Raw genomic sequence first — 22,428 nt, 5'->3', positions numbered from 1 at the left:
ACCCAAATAAAGCGAAAACAAGCCGGAAAGAAAAAAAGCTGTCTCCCAGTTTTAAAGGAGACAGCTTGAACGATCAGGAAAGTTTGAATAGCCCTACTGTTTTATTAAGGTCATCTGTCAAATTGCGCAGCTCTGTCACTTTGTTTGATACTTTTTCAAAGGCGAGCAGCTGCTCGTTTGTGGAAGCGGTAATTTCTTCGCTTCCTGCTGCAGATTGCTCGACAACAGCGCTGATGCTTTCGGCGTTTTGCAGCACCTTGCCGCCGATTTCTTTAGAGGCATAGATGCCCTTCAGCAGGTAATCCAGTTCTTGCGAAATTTGGTTCATTTTTTGTTCGATGTTTTGGAACGAGTGGTTTGTCATTTCCATTGATGACTGCTGGCTCTCTGCAATGCCGACGCCTTTGTCAACGGCAGCAGATACTTCTGAAATTCCTTTTTTGATTTGTGCGACTGTTTCAAAAATATGGTTTGTTGCCACGTTGGACTGCTCTGCAAGCTTTCTGACCTCTTCTGCCACTACTGCGAAGCCTTTGCCTGCTTCACCGGCCCTTGCCGCTTCAATGGCTGCATTCAGGGCAAGCAGGTTCGTCTGGTCTGCGATCGCAGAGACAGTTTTCGCCATATCCTCAATTTTCCCGGTTTGATGCACAAAAATTTTCGTTGAATGATCAATCAGCCTGCTTGTTTCCATATTCTCCATAATCAGCTTTTGCTGCTCCTCCATGGCAGACTGGCCGTTTTCAACCGCCTGTTTCGCCTGGAGCCCATGGTCTGAGAGCCGCTCTGACCGTTCGACATTGATGCTGAAATCCTTGTCCATTTGTTCGATGAGAGCAACAGCGTCCTGAAGCTCCATCGAAATGGACTGGGAGCCTGCTGATAATTCTTCTGTTGAAACGGCAACCTGGTTGCTGATTTCTGTCAGGGCCTTGTTTTCCCCTTCCAGCCCGATAGTAAAGCCTTCCACCTCTTTGCTCACACTGTCAATGGAAAACAGGAGGCCTTTCAGCTGATCTGTCATCTGTGTGAATGACTCGCTTAAAGCGCCGAGTTCATCCTTGCTTTTAATGACTGCCGGCTCTACAGCCAAATTTCCTTTGGCAATTTCGCCTGCATTGTTGGAAAGGGCTTTGAGCGGCCGGGTAATTTTATTTGTCAGCCTGTAGGACATGAATCCGGTAATGATAAGGAGGACGATCAGCCCCGCTAATGCTGATGATATGACAAATTTGATCTGGTTCTGCAGATCTTTTTCCAGTGTTTTGTAGTAAGCATTCACAAGAAGCTGAAGCTCATAAATATCATTTTGAATGCCTTTTACGCGGGAGGATTCCCTCTTTACTGCAGGTCCGTCCTTGTCCTTTACGGCTTTTTCAGCGTCAAGCTTCCAACCATTATACTTCTTCGCAGCTTTTTCTATGGGAAGAATGTTCTTTCCAGCAAGCAGCTGCTGAGTTTTTTTCATATCTGCATTCAGCAGCTGTATTCCCTTCAGCGCTTCATCTGCTCCGCTGTCGGTCATTGTGACAGAAAAGTTATCCAGGCTCTGCTGCACAGCGTTCATGTCAGCATCTGTTTTTTGCACGCTCATTAAAATCGGGACATAATCCTGGTTGGATGATTGAATGGTCACCATGTTATAAATGATGTAAGAAATGAGGACTGCTGCTAAAATCAGCAAGCCTAATGAATTCAGCCACAGTCTTTTTCGAATGGTCATTGGCCTGCCTCCGCTTCCCCGTTTTTCACTTTTCCGGTCCATTGCTCAATGATTCTTTTTTGTTCTGGAGACAGCTCAATGATTCGGATTGGTGCAAGTCCAACTCCATCTTTATCAAGCCCCAGTTCAATATGGCCTTCAGGAAGCTTGCCTGTATCCGCAAAATTCTTGATGACGTCATAAATAGCGCTATCTACATTTTTCACCATTGAGGTGAAAACAGCCTTTTCTGCATAAAAATATTGGTCTGTGTCAACACCTATGGCGTACACGTGATTTTCCTGTGCTTTTTTCAAGGCTCCTACACCTGTAAACCCTGCCGCTGCGTAAATCACATCAGCCCTATCTTTGATCATCTTTTCTGCAAGATCTGCTCCAAGCTTGTCATCACCGAAATTGCCGGCGTATTGCTTATTGATTTTGATGGCAGGGTTCACAGCCTTTATGCCATGTTCAAAGCCATCGGCAAATTTATGGATGAGCGGAACATCATCTCCGCCGATAAAACCGATTGTATTGGTTTTTGTTACCAAAGCAGCAGCAACTCCTGCCAGAAAGGAGCCTTGGTTTTCTTTAAAGGTGATGGAGGTGACGTTTTTCAGTTCTGACACCGCATCTATTAAAATGAATTTTTTGTTTGAGTATTTTTTAGCGACCTTTTCCAAGTCCTCCTGCTCCATGAAACCGAGGGCAATAATCAGATCATTGCCGCTTTCAACAAGGTCTGTCAGGCCTTTTTCATAGGTGCCCGCATCTTTCAGCTCCCTGTAATCAAAAAAGATTTTCCCTTCATTTCTCGCCTTTTCCAGTCCTTTAAAAGCCGAGTCGCTGAATGATTGGTCACCGAGCCCTGCATCTGACAGCATGATACCGATTTTCGGCTTTGTATCCAGTATGCTGGCAGGCTGCTGGCTTGCGCATCCCGCAAGCAGTATGAAAACCAGCATTATAGCTGCAACACTTTGAAGCTGCTTCATATGTCTTCTCTCCTCTGAATATTGTTCACCTTTTGTTTATCGGCTGGTTTCAGGTTTTTATTTATGAAAGGGACATAATATTTTTGGTCAAAGAGGAAAATTCAAAGCGGTATAAAGAAAAAAGCGCCGGAATGCGGCGCTTTTTACATGCTTATTCTTCTTTTCCAGCGGCTATTTCAGAACTTTTCCTATCAGACAGGCTGATGTCCCGCTGAAGTGATGCTCTCCCGGAGAAATTCTCCAGCAATTCTTTCACATCAAGTCCTGATGCTGCCTTCAGGGATTCCTGCATCGTCGACATTAAATTGGTTGCATAAGAGGTGACGCGGTTTGCTCCACCATTCGCTGAGTCGCTTCCAGTATCAACAACTGTAATTTTATCGATGTTGGAAAGCGGGCTTGCCACTTGTTTTGCGTATTCAGGAAGCATTTTCAGCACCATATCCATAATCGCTGCCTGCCCAAACTCCTCGAATGCTTCTGCGATTTTCCGCTTTGCTTCTGCTTCAGCAAGTCCTTTCATTCTTGTGACTTCTGCCTCTGTTTCCCCTTTTGCCCGCTCCGCTTCTGCTTTTGCAAGACCATCCATGCGGACGCGCTCTGCTTCGGCTTTCGCCATCGCTTCCACCCGGTATCTTTCCGCTTCCGTTTCAGCGATTTGCCTCGCTTTTCCTGCGGCCGCTGCCTGCTCAACGGAATATCTGTCAGCATCAGCTTTCTTCTTTACCTCAGAGTCATACTGGCGCTCTCTGCGGAGTATTTCTTTTTCTTCCAATTCAATCTGCTTTTGCCGCTCGATGATTTTCACCTGCATTTCCTGCTCTGTTACTTCCTGCTTCGCACGCGCAGTTTCGAGGTCATATGCCTGATCGGCCCTGGCTTTGGCAATGTCCTGTTCGCGCCGGTACTCCGCCATGTTCAGCTGATTGATTTTTTCAGATTCTGCTACTTCTGTTGCTCTTTCCAGTTCATAGCGCTTCGCATCTTTATCTGCTTCAGCCCGCTTGATTCTTGTTTCTTTATCCGCTTCAGCCATGGCAATGTCAGCATCTCTTTTAACCTGGGCAATTCTCGGCTTACCTAAGGATTCCAAATAGCCGTTTTTGTCACGCACGTCTTTTATTGTAAACGAAACAATGATCAAGCCCATTTTCGCCAAATCCTGTGAAGCGACACGCTGGACTTCCTGTGAAAATTTTTCGCGGTTTTTATAAATTTCCTCCACTGTCATCGAGCCGAGAATCGATCTCAGATGCCCTTCCAGCACTTCCCTTGCCTCAGCTTCACGGTCTTGCTTCGCTTTTCCTAAAAATTGCTCGGCAGCTGTTGCAATCTCTTCGACAGACCCGCCGATTTTAATAATGGCTGTTCCATCCGCCATAACAGGGACCCCTTGTTCTGTGTATACTTCAGGCGTTGTAACATCAAGCTTGCTTGAAAGAAGGCTTAGCGGATGCGCCTGCTGAAATACAGGGAAAATGAAAGCTCCTCCGCCTCTGATAATTTTAATTTTGTTTCCGGAATCGTCTTTATGTACATTTTTCCCGCCCAAATAGCTTCCTGTAACGATTAATGCTTCATCAGGCCCTGCTGTTTTATATTTGGAAATAAAAACAGCTACAGCAGCCAGCACGATACATACAGCAACACCGATTGCAATCCATGTCATCATCATTTGATTTCCCCCTTAAATAATGGTTCATATTCTTTCACCGTTAAACTGCCTTTTTCTGCTTCTATAACAAGAATAACGGCTCCCTCTTTAATTCCTTCATTCGTCAGGCTGCGGGCCGATTTTGAAATCACGCCGCTCGTGCTTTCCAGCAGTACCTCTCCATACCCATCCTCCGGAATAGCGGTAATGACTTTCCCGATTCTTCCATTCAGCGACTGTTCTGTGTAAACAAGCGACTCTTCTGCACGGGAAAGCGGAACAAGTACAAAGATTTTCAGAACAAGATCCAGCAGCAGGGCAGAAAGAGCAGAAAGAAGAAGAATGAGGACACTGTTCAGTTCAGTTGTCTGCTCCATAGCAAAGCCAATCGCCCCGAGAAAAGTAAAAAAGGAAAAAATAAGCACTGCGCTGAACCCATCTGCATCAAAGGCTCCGCTTATTGCATCTCCAAAAAATAATGTAAACAAGGTTAAAATGCCGGCAATGCCTATGACATATAGGTAAATTTGCTGTATTGGAACTCCGAAAATAAGCATAATATCCCCCTTCCAATACTTTCCTTCCTACCATTATTATCCCAGAAAAATTCTATAATTTCAATTTATTTCCTTAATCAACATAGAAAAAACCCCGGCTCATCAGCCGGGGTTTTTATCAATCTTCTTTTAATTTTGTTTTATAAGTCCATCCATCCTCCTGATAGACCTTCTTCTCCTTCATCAAGTAGCCAAGGCCGCGTTTAAAGGCGCCTTTGCTCATGCCGAATCTTTCTTTAATGTCCTCAGGGTCGCTTTTGTCGCCGTAAGGCATCGCTCCGCCCCGTGATTCCATATATTCAAAGATTTTTTCCGCGTCTCCGCCCTGCGCTTCATGAATGCGGGGCAAGAGAGATACGTTCAGAGAGCCGTCTTCTTTTACATCAATAACCCGTCCTGTTACAAACTCGCCGAGCCTTGGCACTCTTTGAACCTGTGTATGGTGGATAAATCCTTTATAGCCTTCAATTGTCAAAATGAAAGAACCTGCAGGAATGCTTCTGTATACGTGGCCGGAAACGTTTTTATTAAACACTTCCCTCGCAGCAGGAATTGCTTTCTCTGTCACAATCTCTTCCGGTGCCGGACGGGCAAAGAATCTTCCGTTATTTGTGATTCTAAGTGTGCAATACAGCTTGTCTCCCGCTTCAGGCCAAACCTCATGGTCCTCAGGCAGAATATCATTTGCCGCAAGCGCATCTTTTGATAGCCCGATATTGACAAAAGCCCCCATCGATTCTACAACGTCTACTACCTCAAGCCACTCGTACTCACCTTCATGGATCATCGGCTTTTTCATAGTTGCTGCAAGCCTGTCATTGAAATCAAGGAAAAGAAAAACCTCTACCTCATCCCCTGTCTCAACTTCTTCAGTTATCTCACTGTCATGCAAAAGCACTCTTGTTTCTCCGTCTGTTAAAAAAAATCCGAATTCTACCCGTTCATCTGCTGTTAATGTTTCATATGTTCCAGGTCTCAATAGTTTGTCACCGTTCCTTTCACTTGCTCTTACAAGTTGTTTAGCCTGTTATATTCTACTATAATCAAGCTATAAGTGAAATGTTTGGAGGATGAATCCTTATGGCAAAAGAAAGCTCCTTTGATATTGTATCCAAAATTGAACTTCCTGAAGTCACCAATGCAATTACAACAGCAATGAAAGAAATCCAGACCCGCTATGACTTTAAAGGCAGCAAAAGCGACATCAAGCTTGAAAAAGAAGAACTTGTGCTTGTATCAGATGATGATTATAAAATGGAACAGCTGAAGGATGTTCTTGTCAGCAAGCTGATTAAGCGCGGCGTGCCGACAAAAAATATTCAATACTCAAAAAGCGAAAACGCTTCAGGCGGAACGGTCCGGCAGCGCGGCAAGCTCGTGCAGGGAATTGATAAAGATAATGCGAAAAAAGTAAACGCCATTATAAAAAATACCGGCTTGAAGGTTAAAACTCAGGTTCAGGACGATCAAGTCCGTGTGACAGGAAAAAGCAAAGATGAATTGCAGCAGATTATTGCGGCCATCCGCCAGGCAGATCTTCCAATTGATGTACAGTTTATTAATTTTAGGTAAATAAAAAGCGGAGCATCAGATATCTGATCGTTCCGCTTTTTCTGTTTCACTGACCCTTCCGCTTTTCTTGTTTAAAGCTCTCCGTTATTTCTCAAGTCCAAATACATTTGATAATCAGCTTTTACCTGTGCTGCATAATTTTCACTCAGCGTCAGAATGGTTGTTTTCACTTTTGGCAATGCAGCGACTGCATCCAGGAAGCCCTGCTCATAGTTATATGGAACATACGCTGCATTATAATCCTTATCGGACCTGGCATGCGCTAGTGCAAATGCCGTTGCAGAGTATTTAACAAAGTCTTCCATATCACTGCGGCTATTGAAATCATCTGCACTGATTCCTTCCTTGTATGGTGAAATCCTTTCAACCCGAAATGATTTTCCGCTGAATGAAATGGTTCCAAGGTGATTGTCTGTTTTGATCCCAAGCGCCTTTGCAGCTGTTCTTGAGCGTTCGGCATGTGCTGGGAACCAGTCCTGATACTGGGAAGAAGACAAGCTTCCTTCTTTAAACATGGAAGGCAGACGCTGCTCCTTTACTTGAAGAAGAACATCATCATCCTGAGAATCGGTTTTCCCTTCAATCAGGACATAGTACTTGTCTGTTCCAAGACTTCCGAGCCCGGAGTGAAGCCTTTTGGCTGCATCCTTTATTTGAAAGTAGCCGGATGGCATTGACTGGCCAAAGCTTCCAAGACTTTGAATATAAGATGGCCAGCTGGCGGTGATCGCGCTTTTCACTGAATCAGCAGGGGCCAGGTTACTGTTTGACCAATTAAAGGTTCTCATTCCGTTTGAAACAACGGTCCATTTGGACAAAAGCTTTGCAAGGCTGTCAGATGACTTGGCGTGTCTTAATTCATCCTGAACAAACCCGCTCTTTAAATAACCTTCATCCAGCTGGATGGAGTCTTCGCTGCTGTTTCCATTCACACTTTCAATGGTTGATTGGTATGTATCTAAAAAGGATGATACTAAGTTTTCTTTATCCTGAGCTGATAAACTGAGGTTTTTGGCTTCATCAGCCATTAGAAAAATACTGGATGAAAACCTGATGAGATCCCAATAGAACGGTCCCTTATATGATTCATCAAAATCATTCAGGTCAAAAACAACCTCTCCGTTATTATTATCGAAAAAGCCTAAATTTTCCGCGTGGGCATCTCCCTGTAGAAAAGTTTGGATGTTCGGAGCTGTTTTCCAATTACTAGGAACAGGAATGACCCCTTTTGAAAGATCCTGGTAATACAAAGGATTGGTTGCCCTGTAAAAAGCAAAAGGGGACTCCTCCATAGCCGTATACTTCTCTTCTCGAAGTGATGGAGCTGGCATAAAAGCATTCTCATCAGAAATTTCATTCTTCAGATACGATTCCCGGGAAGCTGACTGATCAGCTGCCGCAGCAAAGGATAAAGGAACAAAGGCAATGGTGAGCGCTGTAAGTAAGGATGCTTTCAATTTCAAGATGTTTCCTCCTCTATTCAATTGGTCACCCTCTACTATACCGGTTGTTTTTTTCCAAAACATGAAGCGAATGTAAAGAATAAGATAAATATGTGCCTGCTAAGATGATCATTGTTTGAAATCCCCCCTTGAATGTTTTCGGAAAGTTAGGTAAATTAGAAACAATCAATCTTTCAAAAGAAACATATGCTGTTCATTGGCATGATTTAATAATTTCATATTTTCTTATCAAGAGAAGCTGAGGGACTGGCCCGATGAAGCTTCAGCAACCGGTATTACGCAGGTGTTTTACTATGCATCCAGGATGAAAAGACGGCAAAGCAAGCAAGTTTGTTTTTCGGTCTTTTCACCCGCCGCATGTTAAACCAACGCGTGCCAAGGTGCTAACTCCAGCAGGCATAATTGCTTGATAGATAAGAAGAAGCTCTGAACATAAAGCCTTCTTCTTATAGAAGGCTTTTTATTTTTAAAACCAACTGCTGATCAAATCAGAAACGGAGGAAACAGGATGGGCTTTTTAGAAGACTTGCAGAACAGAATCCTGATTGGAGACGGTGCTATGGGCACCCTCTTGTATTCATATGGTGTTGACCGATGTTTTGAAGAGCTGAATTTATCCGAGCCGGAACAAATAAAGGGAATTCACGATGCCTATATTGGTGCAGGGGCAAACGTCATTCAGACAAATACGTATGGTGCGAACTATATTAAACTCTCGCACTACGGGCTTGAAGATGACATTCGCCAGATTAACGCGAGCGCTGTCCGACACGCTAAGAATGCGGCTGGAAATCAAGTGTATGTTATGGGAACAGTCGGCGGTGTGAGGACCTTTAAAAAAAGCTCTTATTCTCTCGATGAACTGAAGAGAAATTTCAGGGAGCAGCTCTACGTTCTCCTGAATGAAGGGATTGACGGGCTTCTTCTTGAAACCTATTACGATTTTGAAGAAATAAGAGCGGTTCTGGAAATTGCCCGCAAGGAGACAGCCCTTCCGATCATTGCCAATGTTTCTCTCCATGAAACAGGGGTTCTGCAGGACGGCACCCCATTAAGCAAAGGGCTTACCATTTTAGAAGACTTAGGAGCAGATGTAACAGGTTTGAATTGCCGCCTTGGCCCGTATCATATGATTTCTTCTTTGGAGGAAGTGCCGCTTCCGAAAAAAGCCTTTCTTTCCTGCTATCCGAATGGGAGTCTGCCGGGCCTTGTTGACGGGAGGCTTGTGTATGATTCAGATGAAGGCTATTTTGCCGAAAGCGCCGTTAAGCTGAGAGATCAGGGAGCAAGGCTGATCGGCGGGTGCTGCGGCACAACGCCAAAGCATATTGCGGCCATGGCTGAAGCATTGAAAAATCTTGCTCCTGTTACAGAGAAAGTAATCCGGCCTAAAACAGAGACCATTAATATTGAGGGAATAAGCGGAAGAACCGGCCCTCCTCTTGAAGAAATAGCCAAAAACAGACGATCTGTTATTGTTGAACTGGATCCGCCGAAAACGCTTGGACTTGATAAATTCCTGCGCGGCGCAAAAGCTCTTCATGAAACAGGAATAGATGCATTGACTCTCGCTGATAATTCACTTGCATCCCCGAGAATTTCAAACGTGGCTGCAGCATCATTGATTAAAGAAAAAGTCGGTGCCCGCTCACTTGTTCATATTACTTGCAGAGACAGAAACCTGATCGGCCTTCAATCGCATCTCATGGGTCTTCACACTCTCGGGTTTTCCGATGTGCTTGCCGTTACAGGAGATCCATCCAAGATCGGCGACTTTCCAGGCGCCACTTCTGTTTACGACCTGTCTGCCTTTGATCTGATCAGCTTGATTAAACAGTTTAACGAAGGTCTTTCCTATTCAGGCAAGCCGCTCGGTGAAAAAACAAACTTTTCCGTTGCCGCGGCCTTTAACCCGAATGTGAAGTATCTTCATAAAGCAGTTGAGCGCCTGGAGAAAAAAATTTCATGCGGAGCGGATTATTTCATTTCCCAGCCGATCTTCTCTGTCAGCCAGCTTATTGAAGTGCATGAGGCTGTTAAGCATTTACCTGTACCGGTTTATATCGGCATCATGCCGCTCACGAGCAGCCGCAATGCTGAATTTATTCATAACGAAATTCCCGGCATGAAGCTGTCTGATGAGATACGCGAAAAAATGAGGATGGCAGGCTCTGACAAGGCTCTCGCTAAAGAAGAAGGACTTGCTATTGCCCGCACCCTCATTGACGCAGCTTTTGATTTATTTAACGGCATCTATTTAATTACCCCTTTTCTGCAATACGAATTAACGGTGGAACTGAGCCGCTATATGGCAGAAAAAGAAAAGCTCCGTTCAGAAAGGAAGTTTTTAAATGTCCAGCATCCATGACCAATTAGCAAAAAAAATCCTCGTTCTTGACGGAGCGATGGGCACGATGATTCAATCTGCCAATCTTACGGCAGAGGATTTTGGCGGCGAGGAGTATGAAGGCTGCAATGAATACTTAACGCTGACCTCTCCGGAAACAATTTTCCGCATCCATCAAACTTATTTGGAATCAGATGCTGATGTTATTGAAACCAATACATTCGGTGCTACTAAGCTCGTGCTTGATGAATACGAGCTTGGACATTTAGCTTATGAACTGAACGCGGAATCAGCAAGACTGGCCAAAAAGGCCGCTGAAGCAGCTTCCACTCCGGAATGGCCGCGGTTTGTCGCAGGCTCCATGGGACCGACAACAAAAACCTTGTCTGTCACAGGCGGAACGACCTTTGAAGAGCTGACTGCTTCCTACTCCGAGCAGGCGAGAGGGCTTATTGACGGCGGTGCTGACCTCCTGCTGCTGGAAACAAGCCAGGACATGCTGAATGTAAAAGCAGGCTTTATCGGCATCAAGCAGGCCTTCGAGCAAACAGGCAAAGAATTGCCGCTGATGGTCTCCGGAACAATTGAGCCAATGGGAACCACTCTTGCCGGCCAAACGATCGATTCTTTCTATATTTCGCTTGAGCATATGAAGCCGTTCTCTGTAGGACTGAACTGTGCAACAGGTCCTGAATTTATGACAGATCACATCCGCTCTCTTTCAGAGCTTGCGGACACAGCTGTCAGCTGCTATCCAAACGCAGGCCTTCCTGATGAAGAAGGAAATTATCATGAGTCCCCGCAGTCCCTCGCCTTAAAGATGAAGGGGTTTGCTGAAAAAGGCTGGCTGAATATCATCGGCGGCTGCTGCGGAACAACACCAGAGCATATAAAAGCGCTGGCTGAAGCTGTAAAAGGGCTTCCCCCGCGGAAACCCTCCAATCTCGAAACAACCCATAAAGTATCAGGCATTGAGCCTCTCGTTTATGACGACAGCATGCGCCCGCTTTTTGTCGGGGAAAGAACAAACGTGATTGGATCGCGGAAATTCAAGCGTCTGATCGCAGAGAGAAAATTTGAAGAAGCTGCGGAAATTGCCAGACAGCAGGTGAAAAACGGCGCCCATGTGATCGATATTTGCTTAGCAGATCCTGACAGCGAAGAAAATGAAGATATGGAAGCTTTTATCACAGAGCTTGCCAAAAAAATCAAAGCTCCGTTTGTGATCGATTCTACAGATGAAGCAGTAGTCGAGACAGCTCTCAAGCATTCACAGGGGAAAGCCATCATAAATTCGATCAACCTTGAGGACGGCGAAGAACGCTTCCAAGCGATTGTGCCGCTTGTGAAAAAGTACGGAGCGGCTCTCGTTGTCGGGACGATTGATGAGGACGGAATGGCGCTCTCCGCCGAGAAAAAGCTTGAAATCGCTGTCCGCTCACATGATCTGCTTGTGAATCAATATGGCCTTAAGTCTTCTGATCTGATTTTTGATCCGCTCGTTTTTCCTGTCGGAACCGGTGATCAGCAGTACATCGGCTCTGCAAATGAAACGGTGAGAGGCATTCAGCTCATTAAAGAGCATCTTCCCTCCTGCTTAACCATTCTTGGTGTGAGCAATGTTTCCTTCGGCCTTCCGCCGGTCGGGCGCGAGGTGCTGAATGCTGTTTATTTGTATCACTGTACGAAAGCGGGCCTTGATTATGCCATTGTGAATACAGAAAAGCTGGAACGGTATGCGAGCATTCCACAAGATGAAATTAAGCTTGCCGACGATCTCCTGTTTAAAACAGATGATCAGACACTTGCTGATTTTACAAATTTTTACCGCGAAAAGAAAAAAGAAAACAAAGTCGCTGTGCAGAACCTTTCCCTTGAAGAACGGCTTGCCCTTTACATCGTGGAAGGAACAAAACAGGGGCTGATTGAAGATCTTGAGACCGCCCTTGAAAAATACTCAGATCCGCTTGATATCATCAACGGCCCGCTTATGGATGGCATGGCAGAGGTCGGCGCTCTATTCAATACGAACCAGCTCATAGTCGCTGAGGTGCTGCAAAGCGCAGAGGTCATGAAAACAGCCGTCTCTTTCCTTGAACCCCATATGGAGAAAAAGGACGACAGCGGCAAAGGCAAAATTCTGCTTGCGACCGTAAAAGGCGATGTTCATGATATCGGCAAAAACCTGGTGGAAATCATTTTAAGCAACAATGGCTTCCGTGTAGTGGATCTCGGCATCAAAGTAACCCCTCAGGCTATTATTGAGGCGGTCAGAAAAGAAAAGCCAGATATTATCGGCTTATCCGGACTGCTTGTAAAATCAGCCCAGCAAATGGTCGTTACAGCACAGGATCTCTCACAGTCAGAGATTGCTGTTCCCATTATGGTCGGGGGTGCTGCCCTTTCAAGAAAATTTACCGATAACAAAATTTCTCCCGAATACAGCGGCGCTGTTCTTTACGCCAAGGATGCCATGGACGGTCTTTCCCTTGCCAACAGGCTCCGCCAGGATCCAGGGCAATTTGTTAAAAAGCCAGTGACAGCAGCAATTGATCGTGCCCCTCTCTCTTCAGGAGGCGGAGGAGCTGTAGAGCTGCTGGAAAAAAGAGCAGTAATCAAGGAATCTCCTGTATATATACCTGAGGACTGTGAAAGGCATATTCTAAAAAACATTGATCTGAAGCAAATCCTCCCTTACGTGAACTGGCAGATGCTGCTCGGCCACCATCTTGGCTTGAAAGGGAAAATTTACAAAATGCTGCAGGAGAAAAATGAAAAGGCTTTGGCACTGTACGAAATCATTCAGGAGCTGATTGAGGAAGGCGCGGCAAAAGGCTGGTTTAAGCCGAGTGCTCTTTATCAATTCTTCCCTGCTTTCAGCGAAAATGAAAAGCTTCATGTGCTGTCTGCTGACAGAGCGATAGAGCTTGAAACCTTTACCTTTCCGCGCCAGCCGAAGCTTCCATACCGCTGCATTTCGGATTATGTAAGAGAAAGCAGCAAGGAACAGGATCACGTTGCCTTTTTTACCGTCACAGCGGGATGCGGAATAAGAGATATTGCCAGTGAATTCAAGGAAAGAGGAGACTATTTAAAAAGCCACGCTGTTCAGGCTCTTGCCTTGGAACTCGCAGAAGGGCTTGCCGAAAGAACCCATCAGCTGATCCGCGACAAATGGGGTTTCCCCGATTCGCCTGACTTTACAATGGATCAGCGGTTTGCGGCCAAATATCAGGGCCAGCGCTACTCATTCGGCTACCCTGCCTGTCCGGATCTTGAGGACCAGGCAAAGCTCTTCCGGCTGCTGCAGCCGGAAACAATCGGCATCCAGCTGACAGAAGGCTACATGATGGAACCGGAAGCCTCTGTTTCAGCTATAGTCGTATCGCATCCTGATGCTAAATATTTTAATGTAATGAGTTAGCAGAAAAGCGGAAGCGCCTGTTCAGCCCCGACAGCTGCTTTCGGAAAAACCCGAAAAGTCCGGTTTTGACTTTTTGGATTTTTGTGCAGCGACTAAAGAATTTAGCAGCGCAATAGAGCCCGGTTATAATAATCGTGCAAATTAGGTGAAATTTTTTCTTGTATTTTGAATAATTAAAAGAAGAAGATTGATTTTTAACACCTGTTGATCTACGTTCCAGGCGGGAGACTCCTGCGGGAGTGCAAGTGACGGAAGACTCCGCAGGAGTGAAACGACGAGGAGGCTCCCGCACTGCCCCCGGAAAGCGGACGCCTGCAACGGAAATCAACAGCCAAATTTAAAAGAACGTATATATTATGTTAAAAAATGCCTGCAGATGAATCTGCAGGCATTTTTATGCCATTCGCGGGTTTTACTTTTTCAGCTCAGGGAAAACTCTAATTGTTCACAAAATGGAAAATCTAATCAGAACGGGAGAGATATCGATGAGTAAAAATGAAGAGTATATCCAACATCCGCCCCGCCAGCACCAGGAAACCCAGCCTGGTCAGGAATCCAAAATGAACCCTGAACCGGAAACCGTCCGTTCCTCCTATAAAGGAAGCGGCAAGCTCGATGGGAAGGTTGCCATCGTAACAGGCGGCGACAGCGGAATTGGCAGAGCCGTATCCATTTATTTTGCCAAAGAAGGTGCAGACGTTGCCGTTATCTACTTAAATGAGCATGATGATGCAAATGAAACAAAGCGGCTGATTGAGCAAGAAGGCAAACAGTGCTTCTTGATGGCCGGCGACCTTGGTGACTCTTCTTTCGCAGAGCAGGTTGTCTCCGAAACAATCAACAAATTCGGCAAGGTGGATGTGCTTGTTAACAATGCGGCAGAGCAGCATCCGCAAAAGAACTTCACAGATATTACAAATGAACAGCTTGAAAAAACATTCCGCACCAATATTTTTTCCATGTTCTATTTAACAAAAGCACTGATGCCTCACCTGAAAAAGGGTGCATCCATTATTAACACAACATCTATTACGGCCTATGAGGGCAATCCGATGCTGATCGACTACTCTTCCACAAAAGGCGCTATCACCTCCTTTACAAGAGCGCTCTCAGGATCAGTCGCCAGTCAGGGAATCCGAGTTAACGGTGTGGCACCGGGTCCAATCTGGACTCCGCTTATCCCTTCCACTTTTGACGCGGATCAGGTTGAAAGCTTCGGAAAGGACACACCGCTTGGCCGTCCAGGCCAGCCGGAGGAGCTAGCTCCTGGTTATGTGTACCTTGCTTCTGATGATTCTTCCTATGTCACAGGCCAAGTGCTTCATATTAACGGCGGTAAAGTCATTAACGGATAACAACCAGATCGTCCCCCTTTTTACAGGGGGATTTTTTTATTGTTTTTAAAATGTACAGCCTGCTGCAAACACTGCATTGTGCACTCTAACTTTCCATAAAAGGAAAAATAACACCGCTGAAGAAGGCCCCATTGCCCCCACAAGCCATTTCCCCATAAAATTTCCTCTTTGTACCAAAAGGTGCATATAGGTTTATCTTCTACCGATTCGGGAATTCATTCTTCAAGGAGGGGATTCAAATGGACCCTAATTTAAATTATTTCATAATGATGAAACGCTGAAAGAAGCAATTGATAAAATAAAAAAAGACGGAGTGCGTGATGAGGATATTTACATTCTGGCGCACGACAATGATCATGTGAGACGGTCAAGAAAAGATAATGATGCCAATAAAGTTGGTGTAAAAGTAACAGGGCTCGGAACGGCTACTAAAAACATTTTCCGAAGCAAGGATGACAAGCTTGTTAGAAAAATGGAGAAAATCGGGTTTGAAACCAAAAAAGCAGAACAGCTTGAGGATGAGCTGGACAAAGGTAAAGTGCTGCTCATTGTTACACAGGAGGATCCCGTTACTTTTTAAAGGTCTTTTTAGAAAGACCTTTTCTTTTGGACACGCAATGAAAAAGGAGGCACAGCCCTAATGGTCAACAAAGTAAAGCTCGTCAAAAACCTTGTGAAAGGCGGAACGATCAAACGGACCGTGTCAGGCAGCATCCTCGGCGCCGCGATCGGATACGCGGCAAACCCTGAAAAAAGCAAAAAAATTCTTTCCATGATGGGAAAAGAGTTTATGAAGAATAAAGGCGGCAGCTTTGAAAAAATAGCAAAAAGTTTCAACCCAAAGGACGCTGGCAAACAAGCAGTCGAAAAAACGCTAGGCAAATTAACCGGAAAAAATAAACTTCCTGAAGATAAGGATGAAACGGAAATGAGTTCAGAACAGCAGCAGGAAAAGAATGCAGACCAAAGCCAGGACATCAGCAAGCTGAATGAAGAAAAAGAAATGCTTCAGCAGCAGCTCAAAGAGATTGAAGGCAAACTCAGCAGTGCCGGCAGCTCCTCTTCTGGCGCGCAGCAATTTGAAGAAGATGAAGACGAGGAAGAAGAAGAATACACTGGCAAAGAAAAAGCAGAAAACGAACAAAATCAGGAAGAAGAACAGAACAGCAGCAGTGATCAGGATGAGAAAGACTCCAATCAAAATAACAACAGCGAAGAAAAGGATACAAATAGTCAAAGCGAACAAGAAAACAGCAAAAAACAAGAAAATTTTTCAAATGAAAATGAGGACAGCGACCAGGTGAACTCTTCCGTGAGCCCTCAAAATCAAGAAGACGGCGGACAGGAAGACGCCGAAACCAGCCAGTCTGAAAACAGTGATGATGAAGCTTCTTCAAAAGATGAAAATGATCAAAAGGGTTCAACAGAAAACCCTCAGAATCAGGCAGACAGTGATGATGAAGACACTTCTTCAGATGATGAAAACGATCAAAAGAGTTCTTCTGAAAACCCTCATGATCAGGTAGACAGCGATGAGGAAGATACTCCTTCAAATGAAGAAGACGATCATAAGAATTCGACTGAAAACCCTCAGGATCAGGCTGACAGCAATGAGGAAGACACTCCTTCAAATGAAGAAGACGACCATAAGAATTCGACTGAAAACCCTCAGGATCAGGCTGACAGCGATGAGGAAGACACTCCTTCAAATGAAGAAGACGATCAAGAGAGTTCTTCTGCAAACCTTCAGGAACAAGATGACAATGAAGAGGAAGAATCCCCATCTAATGAAAAAGAAGAAGACGATCAAAAGAACGATTCCGAAAACAGCGGGCAAGAAAAAAATACAGATGCTCAGCAAGAAAATGACAGTCAAGAACAGCCTTCAAATGACAATCAGGAAGATGAAGAAGAAGACGCTGAAAACGATGATGCTGAATCCAAGCAGTCTGAAGAAAATGCAGATGAGAAGGACGAAACAGACAAACCGGCGGCAAGTTCTGCTGAGCAGGATCAATCTGAGGACAGCGAACAGGAAAGCAATGAAGAAGCTTCCGAGGATGCCCGGGATCAGCAGAATGAATCTGCCTCCAAAGATGATAAAAAGCTTTCACAGGAGTCTGACAGTGATTCTGACCGCGTGAAAACCGTATTGACGAGTAATGACTCAACCTCTGCGTCTTAAGCAATGATTCATTAAAAAATCCCCTGCAGGCTGCAGGGGATTTTTGTTACGCTCTTTTTTTATCTTCTTTCTTCAAATGGCATGTTTGCCTTTTCACAAGTGTATGAGGAATAATGATCCTCTTAATCGGTTCAGAAGGGTTTTCTATCATCTGGATCATATTTTTGGCTGCTTCATAGCCAAGCTGGACAATGTGAATGTCAACCGATGTCAGCGGCGGCCTTGACAGCTCAGCAAGCATAATATTGTTAAACGAAACCACTGAAACATCAGCCGGCACCTGAATGCCCATTTCATGAAGCGTGTTCAGCACACCGACAGCCATTAAGTCATCTGCCACAACCAAAGCTGTTGGCGGTTCCTTCAGAGAAAAAAGCTCGAGAACCGCTTCCTTCCCGCCCTCTTCCTGAAATTCCTCATGGATGATGTAATCGTCCTTGTATGGCAGACCGGCTACATTGATGGCTTTTTCATAGCCTAAGAGCCTGTCAATGGTTACAACAAAGTTCAAGTTTCCTCCGACGAAAGCAATTCTTTCGTGGCCAAGTTCGATCAAGTGCTCTGTTACTTCCTTTGAAGCTCTGTAATTATCATTATCCACATGCGTAATTTCTTCCACATGCTTAAACGGCTTCCCGACAATGACAAACGGAAATTGCTTTTCAATTAAAAAATTGGTTAATTGATCGTCTACTCTTGAATACAGCAGGATAATCCCATCAACCTGCTTCCCCTCCACCATTTGCACGACACCTTCAAATATTTCTTCCTCTGTTTCGCCTGTTGCCATGTGAAGGGCATATTGCTTTTGGTGGGCTCCTTTGCTGATCCCTCTGATCACTTCTGGAAAGAAAGGATTTTGAAAGGATTTGTCTGCCGAGCTTGGCATAATGATTCCGATCGCCTGTGTGGATTGATTGGCAAGGCTGCGTGCGATGAAGTTCGGATGATACCCAAGCTCTTGCATGGCTTCCCTTACTCTTTCCTTTGTTCTCTCACTAATGCGTGGATTATTTGCAATTACCCGTGAAACAGTTGATGGAGCCACTTTAGCCATCTTAGCCACATCTTTAATTGTTGCCATAATCCCACATCCTTTCCTGACAGCATCTTTGGTTTTTTCTTTTAGTCATCATATGGTTTCCATCCCGTTAGTTATCTTTGTTCATTACCGTATTTCCTTAGCATCCTTTTCTGTTCATCTTCTTACTTTCCAGTACATCCGTCAACTTACATCGATTGTTTTCCCGGCAGCAGCAAATGTTAAAAAAGAAGGAGCAGGTCAGAGCATATACGCTATTCTTACGCATGCCCAGCTCCACTCCCTCCTCTTATTACCTTCTGCTCTTGCGTCAGCCTTTTGTTCCGCCGGCTGTTAATCCGGAAACAAAGTAGCGCTGGAAGGAGAAGAATAAAATCGCAATCGGTACAGCGATCAAGGTTGCTCCTGCTGCAAACGTTGTAAACTCATTGCCGAACTGCTTTGCAACCATGTCATACAAGCCGACCGCAAGTGTGTAGTTAGATTCTGTACGAAGCAGCGCACTGGCGATGATAAAATCGGCCAACGGCGCGATGAAAGAAAACAGCGCTACAACCGCTATGATCGGTTTTGCAAGCGGCATGACAATCTGCAGGAAAATCCTTAAATGTCCTGCACCGTCTATTCTTGCTGATTCATCCAGCTCCTTAGGAATTGTATCTAAATACCCCTTCATCAAATACGTATTCATCGGAATCTGGCCGCCCACATAAATGAGGATTAAACCAAGATGTGTATCAAGCAGACCTGTCATAAAGGCAAGTACATAAATGGCAATCAATGCAGCAAAGTTCGGAATCATCTGAAGGACAAGCAATGTCATCAAACCGTTTTTTCTTCCGACAAAACGGTATCTTGAGAAGGAATAAGCTGTTAATGACACGAGAATCACTGTGAGCACCATTGTGGCAACACTGATTTTCATAGAGTTCCAGTACCAGATCAAGTAATTGCTTTTTGACGTATCAAAAAGGAATTGATAATGGGCAAGCGTTGCATTTTTCGGAATAATGCTTGAACCGGACAAACTCTGGCCGGGATTAAGTGATGAACCTATAATCCAGGCAACCGGATACAGGATGATCGCAAACACAATTAAAATGATGATATAGGAAAGTGTCAGGCGGAATATTTTATGCTGTTTAGTATTCATATCAGATCATATCCTCTTCCTGGAATGATTTTGTGCGTTTAAACTGCCAGACGGCAATAATGATGATGACTAAGGACAGCATCATTGTAATAGCTGCAGCTTTTGAGTATTGCGCGTTCTTCATCGTCAGCCTGTAGATCCAGGAAATCAGGATATCTGTCCCTCCTGCACTCTGGCCCTGAATCGCCGGCCCGCCGCCGTTAAACAAGTAAATAACGTTAAAGTTGTTAAAGTTAAAGGCATACTGCGTAATGATGATTGGAGCGGTTGAGAAAAGAACGAGCGGCAGCGTAATTTTTTTGAATTTCTGCCAAGTTGATGCACCGTCAACGGTTGCTGCTTCATAAAGTTCATCCGGAATAGACTGAAGCACACCTGTTGTCATAGCAAAAATAAACGGAAAACCGAGCCAGGACTGAATCATGATCAGGGCAAGCCTTGAAAACATCGGATTTGTCATCCAGTCCTGCGGCGGAATACCGAAGGCATGCAGGATCTGATTGTTGATCGCTCCAAATGATTCATTAAACATTCCGGCAAAAATTAAGATCGATACAAATGATGGCACTGCCCAAGGCAAAATGAACACCGTTCTGATGATCGCTTTTCCTTTAAGATCCTTCTGGTTTACAAGAATGGCAAGGAAAATCCCCACAGCTACCTGCAATGTTGTAGCTCCTACAGTCCAGACAATCGTCCAGGCCAATACACCAAAGAACGTCTGACGCCAAATATCGATTTTAAAAATATCAATAAAGTTCTGAATCCCTACCCAGTCAACCAGCTTCGCAGGCGGTGAATGGTAAAGGTCATAGTTCGTAAATGACAGGGAGATCACGAAAATAATCGGGAAAATAACCACAAAGATCAAGAGTAAGAACCCAGGTGACATGATTAAATATGGAAAACCATTATCAATTAAGTTTCGGTACTGCTCCTTCACACTGCTTAATTCCAAGCCCAAATCGCGCTTTTCGCCGTTTTTATAGGCATCTCTTAAATTAAAGAGAAAGAACAGCAATCCGAATATGAGAACGATTACAGATAGGATTCCCTGAATGAGAAGAAAAACGGAGTGGTCGCGCGGAACCTCTGTCCCAAGGGTGATAATCCCCCACAGTCCCATGTCCAGCATATCCCAGAACACTCTCAGAAAAGCTGCAGTGAAAATTAAAAAGAGGACCCCTTTTAAAAATTGCTTGTTATACAGCTGGCCGACTCCCGGAATGATGGAAAGGGCTGCTGCAACCTTCCTGTGGTTGGAATGGTATTCAAATTGGTTCATTTCGTCAGTTTTAGGGTGATAAGCAAGATTGCTCATATCGTCATGTCCCCTCTCTTTCTGATAATAGCGAATGTAAAACGGTTCATTCAACAGCTCTTTTATGCAGATAATACTTAGAAGTAAATGAAGAGCTCTGAGCTCTTAGGAAAAGGTAAATATCATTTACTTTTTCTTAAAAGCTCAGCTCTTTCCTTTAAAAAGGAAGCATTGGCTGGCCAATATTGGCCAGCCAATGCCTATTTAGGCAGTTTCTTATTTCGCTCCAGAACCTGCTGCTTCAATATCAGACTTAATGCGCTTCACAGCTGCATCAAGGGCTGGTTTTGGCTCAGCTTTGCCTGTAACAAGTGTTTGCAGGTTATCTGCCATGCCCTGCCATACTTGACCCATTTCTGGGATGTTCGGCATTGGAACAGAATAAGCGGATTGTTCTGCAACTGCTTTTGCTTCCGGATTGTCTTTAATGATTGGATCTTCCATTAATGATTTAACCGGTGGAATTTCGAATGTTTGCTTGTAGCGTTCTTTAGCCACTTTTTCGCTTGTTACGTATTCAACAAACTTTGTTGCCCATTCTTTGTTTTTAGAGAATGCGCTTATGTTCCAGCCTTTAACGCCGGAGAATGTTTTCATTGGAGTGCCGTCTGCAAATTTAGGAAGCGGAGCAACACCGATATCAACTTTTGCATCTTTATAAGGTCCGAAAGCCCATGGGCCGTTCATAACATAAGCAACTTTTCCTTCAGTAAACAGTCCATCAAGAGCTGAACCGCCGTTTTCACCGATGATACCTTTAGGGAAAAGACCTTCTTTGTACCATTTTTGGATGAATTCAGCACCTTTTACAGCGCCTTCATTGTTCAAACCGATATCTGTCGGATCCATTTTGCCGTCTTTTTCGCCGAATACATAGCCGCCCATTCCGCCGATTACTGCGTGAGCGAAGTAGAAGTTATCAAACAGCGCAAGGAAACCATACTGATCGCCTTTAGTCAGTTCTTTTGATTTTGCATAAAGATCTTCCATTGTAGCCGGTACGTCTTGCACAAGCTTTTTATTGTAGATAAGTACAGGAGTTTCAGTGGATTTTGGAAGGCCGTAAAGCTGTCCTTCGTATGTCTGAGACTTAATGGAAGACTCAGTGAATGTATCCAGAACTTTTTGGTCAACTTTGATCGGTGCAAGCAATCCTTCAACTGCCAGCTGGCCGATTTGGTCATGCGGAAGTGTTACAACGTCCGGACCTTTTCCAGTCGGACCGTCAAGGCGAAGCTGTTCGCGCTGCTTTGTCGCCATTTCGATATCTTTATATTCGATCTTGATGCCGTTCTCTTTTTCAAAATCAGCGGCAGCCTGCTTCAGCCAGCCTGCTTTCTTCTGATCTTCCCAAACAACTAATTTTTCCGGTTTTGCCGGCATGCCGCCGCTGGCTTCTGTGCCATCTTTCTTCGGCTCGCTTGATGCATCTTTCTTAGCATCCGGACCGCAAGCAGCCAGTACGCCAATCAAGAGAAGCACCATGGCAAATAACGAAAGGACTTTCTTCATTTTGACCCCTCCTAAAATGTGAAACTAGTAATTTTGTACTTGTACAACCGCTTGCACAATTTGTCTAAAAACTATAGCGCTTTCAATTAAGCGCTCTCATTCAGTGAAAACGATTGCACAACTTACCTTTATTATAGCGCCTA

Annotated in this window: 15 protein-coding genes, 1 pseudogene and 1 riboswitch; of the genes and pseudogenes, 6 read left to right on the top strand and 10 right to left on the bottom strand. The window is 44.6% G+C overall.

What is annotated here, in order from left to right; translation table 11 throughout:
* Window positions 1-73: 73 nt before the first annotated feature.
* From LRR81_RS11830 to LRR81_RS11810, 5 genes are all read right to left on the bottom strand, one after another.
* Window positions 74-1,723, bottom strand: a complete 1,650-nt coding sequence (locus LRR81_RS11830) for a methyl-accepting chemotaxis protein (RefSeq protein ID WP_231789582.1) — start codon at window positions 1,721-1,723, stop codon at window positions 74-76.
* Window positions 1,720-2,700, bottom strand: a complete 981-nt coding sequence (locus tag LRR81_RS11825; RefSeq protein ID WP_231789581.1) for a BMP family lipoprotein — start codon at window positions 2,698-2,700, stop codon at window positions 1,720-1,722. The genes LRR81_RS11830 and LRR81_RS11825 overlap by 4 nt, the downstream gene beginning before the upstream one ends.
* Before the next feature lie 151 nt (window positions 2,701-2,851).
* Complete coding sequence (locus LRR81_RS11820; RefSeq protein WP_231789580.1) at window positions 2,852-4,375, bottom strand: flotillin family protein; 1,524 nt, start codon at window positions 4,373-4,375, stop codon at window positions 2,852-2,854.
* Entirely contained in the window at window positions 4,372-4,911 is a 540-nt protein-coding gene (locus LRR81_RS11815; RefSeq protein ID WP_231789579.1) for a hypothetical protein, read from the bottom strand. Before LRR81_RS11815 ends, LRR81_RS11820 begins: the two co-directional genes overlap by 4 nt.
* Before the next feature lie 118 nt (window positions 4,912-5,029).
* Entirely contained in the window at window positions 5,030-5,890 is an 861-nt protein-coding gene (locus LRR81_RS11810; RefSeq protein WP_231789578.1) for a CvfB family protein, read from the bottom strand.
* 101 nt (window positions 5,891-5,991) lie between these two features.
* On the opposite strand from LRR81_RS11810, the gene LRR81_RS11805 reads away from it, so the two are divergent.
* Window positions 5,992-6,483: a YajQ family cyclic di-GMP-binding protein gene (locus tag LRR81_RS11805; protein ID WP_231789577.1), complete on the top strand. Its 492-nt coding sequence runs from the start codon at window positions 5,992-5,994 to the stop codon at window positions 6,481-6,483.
* 71 nt (window positions 6,484-6,554) lie between these two features.
* Here the strand turns inward: LRR81_RS11805 and LRR81_RS11800 are convergent, their stop codons facing one another.
* A complete protein-coding gene (locus LRR81_RS11800) occupies window positions 6,555-7,946 on the bottom strand; it encodes a DUF2252 family protein (protein ID WP_231789576.1) in 1,392 nt (463 codons plus the stop codon).
* Between the two features lie 222 nt (window positions 7,947-8,168).
* A riboswitch (SAM riboswitch) is annotated at window positions 8,169-8,366 on the top strand.
* 88 nt (window positions 8,367-8,454) lie between these two features.
* Here LRR81_RS11800 and LRR81_RS11795 point away from each other — a divergent pair.
* From LRR81_RS11795 to gvpT, 5 genes and pseudogenes are all read left to right on the top strand, one after another.
* Entirely contained in the window at window positions 8,455-10,314 is a 1,860-nt protein-coding gene (locus LRR81_RS11795; RefSeq protein WP_231789575.1) for a bifunctional homocysteine S-methyltransferase/methylenetetrahydrofolate reductase, read from the top strand.
* Window positions 10,298-13,717 (top strand): methionine synthase, encoded by a 3,420-nt coding sequence (gene metH / locus LRR81_RS11790; protein WP_231789574.1) that lies wholly within the window; start codon window positions 10,298-10,300, stop codon window positions 13,715-13,717. The genes LRR81_RS11795 and metH overlap by 17 nt, the downstream gene beginning before the upstream one ends.
* 485 nt (window positions 13,718-14,202) lie before the next feature.
* Window positions 14,203-15,072, top strand: a complete 870-nt coding sequence (locus LRR81_RS11785; protein WP_231789573.1) for an SDR family oxidoreductase — start codon at window positions 14,203-14,205, stop codon at window positions 15,070-15,072.
* A gap of 265 nt (window positions 15,073-15,337) precedes the next feature.
* Window positions 15,338-15,652: pseudogene (locus tag LRR81_RS11780) on the top strand (general stress protein); the annotation flags it as partial.
* A 60-nt stretch (window positions 15,653-15,712) separates the two neighbouring features.
* Complete coding sequence (gene gvpT, locus LRR81_RS11775; RefSeq protein ID WP_231789571.1) at window positions 15,713-17,257, top strand: GvpT/GvpP family gas vesicle accessory protein; 1,545 nt, start codon at window positions 15,713-15,715, stop codon at window positions 17,255-17,257.
* Between the two features lie 46 nt (window positions 17,258-17,303).
* On the opposite strand, the gene LRR81_RS11770 is transcribed toward gvpT, so the two are convergent.
* The 4 genes from LRR81_RS11770 to LRR81_RS11755 all read right to left on the bottom strand — a co-directional run bounded on the left by LRR81_RS11770 (window position 17,304) and on the right by LRR81_RS11755 (window position 22,285).
* A complete protein-coding gene (locus tag LRR81_RS11770) occupies window positions 17,304-18,344 on the bottom strand; it encodes a LacI family DNA-binding transcriptional regulator (protein WP_231789733.1) in 1,041 nt (346 codons plus the stop codon).
* A gap of 265 nt (window positions 18,345-18,609) precedes the next feature.
* Window positions 18,610-19,452 (bottom strand): sugar ABC transporter permease, encoded by an 843-nt coding sequence (locus tag LRR81_RS11765; protein WP_231789570.1) that lies wholly within the window; start codon window positions 19,450-19,452, stop codon window positions 18,610-18,612.
* A gap of 1 nt (window position 19,453) precedes the next feature.
* Window positions 19,454-20,737, bottom strand: a complete 1,284-nt coding sequence (locus LRR81_RS11760; protein ID WP_231789732.1) for a carbohydrate ABC transporter permease — start codon at window positions 20,735-20,737, stop codon at window positions 19,454-19,456.
* Between the two features lie 252 nt (window positions 20,738-20,989).
* Window positions 20,990-22,285, bottom strand: coding sequence for a sugar ABC transporter substrate-binding protein (locus LRR81_RS11755; protein WP_231789569.1), 1,296 nt, complete (start codon window positions 22,283-22,285; stop codon window positions 20,990-20,992).
* Window positions 22,286-22,428 lie beyond the last annotated feature (143 nt).

This window comes from Metabacillus kandeliae, from assembly GCF_021166585.1.
Lineage (GTDB): Bacteria > Bacillota > Bacilli > Bacillales > Bacillaceae > Metabacillus_B > Metabacillus_B kandeliae.
Note: the sequence above shows the minus strand (reverse complement) of the source record. Positions and strands in the feature narration are given on the sequence as shown.

Excerpts from the sequence above, each read along its gene's own strand:
- LRR81_RS11760 (WP_231789732.1), bottom strand. The coding sequence starts at position 20,737 with ATGAACCAATTTGAATACCATTCCAACCACAGGAAGGTTGCAGCAGCC.
- LRR81_RS11820 (WP_231789580.1), bottom strand. The coding sequence starts at position 4,375 with ATGATGATGACATGGATTGCAATCGGTGTTGCTGTATGTATCGTGCTG.
- LRR81_RS11795 (WP_231789575.1), top strand. The coding sequence starts at position 8,455 with ATGGGCTTTTTAGAAGACTTGCAGAACAGAATCCTGATTGGAGACGGT.
- LRR81_RS11785 (WP_231789573.1), top strand. The coding sequence starts at position 14,203 with ATGAGTAAAAATGAAGAGTATATCCAACATCCGCCCCGCCAGCACCAG.
- LRR81_RS11825 (WP_231789581.1), bottom strand. The coding sequence starts at position 2,700 with ATGAAGCAGCTTCAAAGTGTTGCAGCTATAATGCTGGTTTTCATACTG.
- metH (WP_231789574.1), top strand. The coding sequence starts at position 10,298 with ATGTCCAGCATCCATGACCAATTAGCAAAAAAAATCCTCGTTCTTGAC.
- LRR81_RS11815 (WP_231789579.1), bottom strand. The coding sequence starts at position 4,911 with ATGCTTATTTTCGGAGTTCCAATACAGCAAATTTACCTATATGTCATA.
- gvpT (WP_231789571.1), top strand. The coding sequence starts at position 15,713 with ATGGTCAACAAAGTAAAGCTCGTCAAAAACCTTGTGAAAGGCGGAACG.
- LRR81_RS11805 (WP_231789577.1), top strand. The coding sequence starts at position 5,992 with ATGGCAAAAGAAAGCTCCTTTGATATTGTATCCAAAATTGAACTTCCT.
- LRR81_RS11830 (WP_231789582.1), bottom strand. The coding sequence starts at position 1,723 with ATGACCATTCGAAAAAGACTGTGGCTGAATTCATTAGGCTTGCTGATT.
- LRR81_RS11765 (WP_231789570.1), bottom strand. The coding sequence starts at position 19,452 with ATGAATACTAAACAGCATAAAATATTCCGCCTGACACTTTCCTATATC.
- LRR81_RS11755 (WP_231789569.1), bottom strand. The coding sequence starts at position 22,285 with ATGAAGAAAGTCCTTTCGTTATTTGCCATGGTGCTTCTCTTGATTGGC.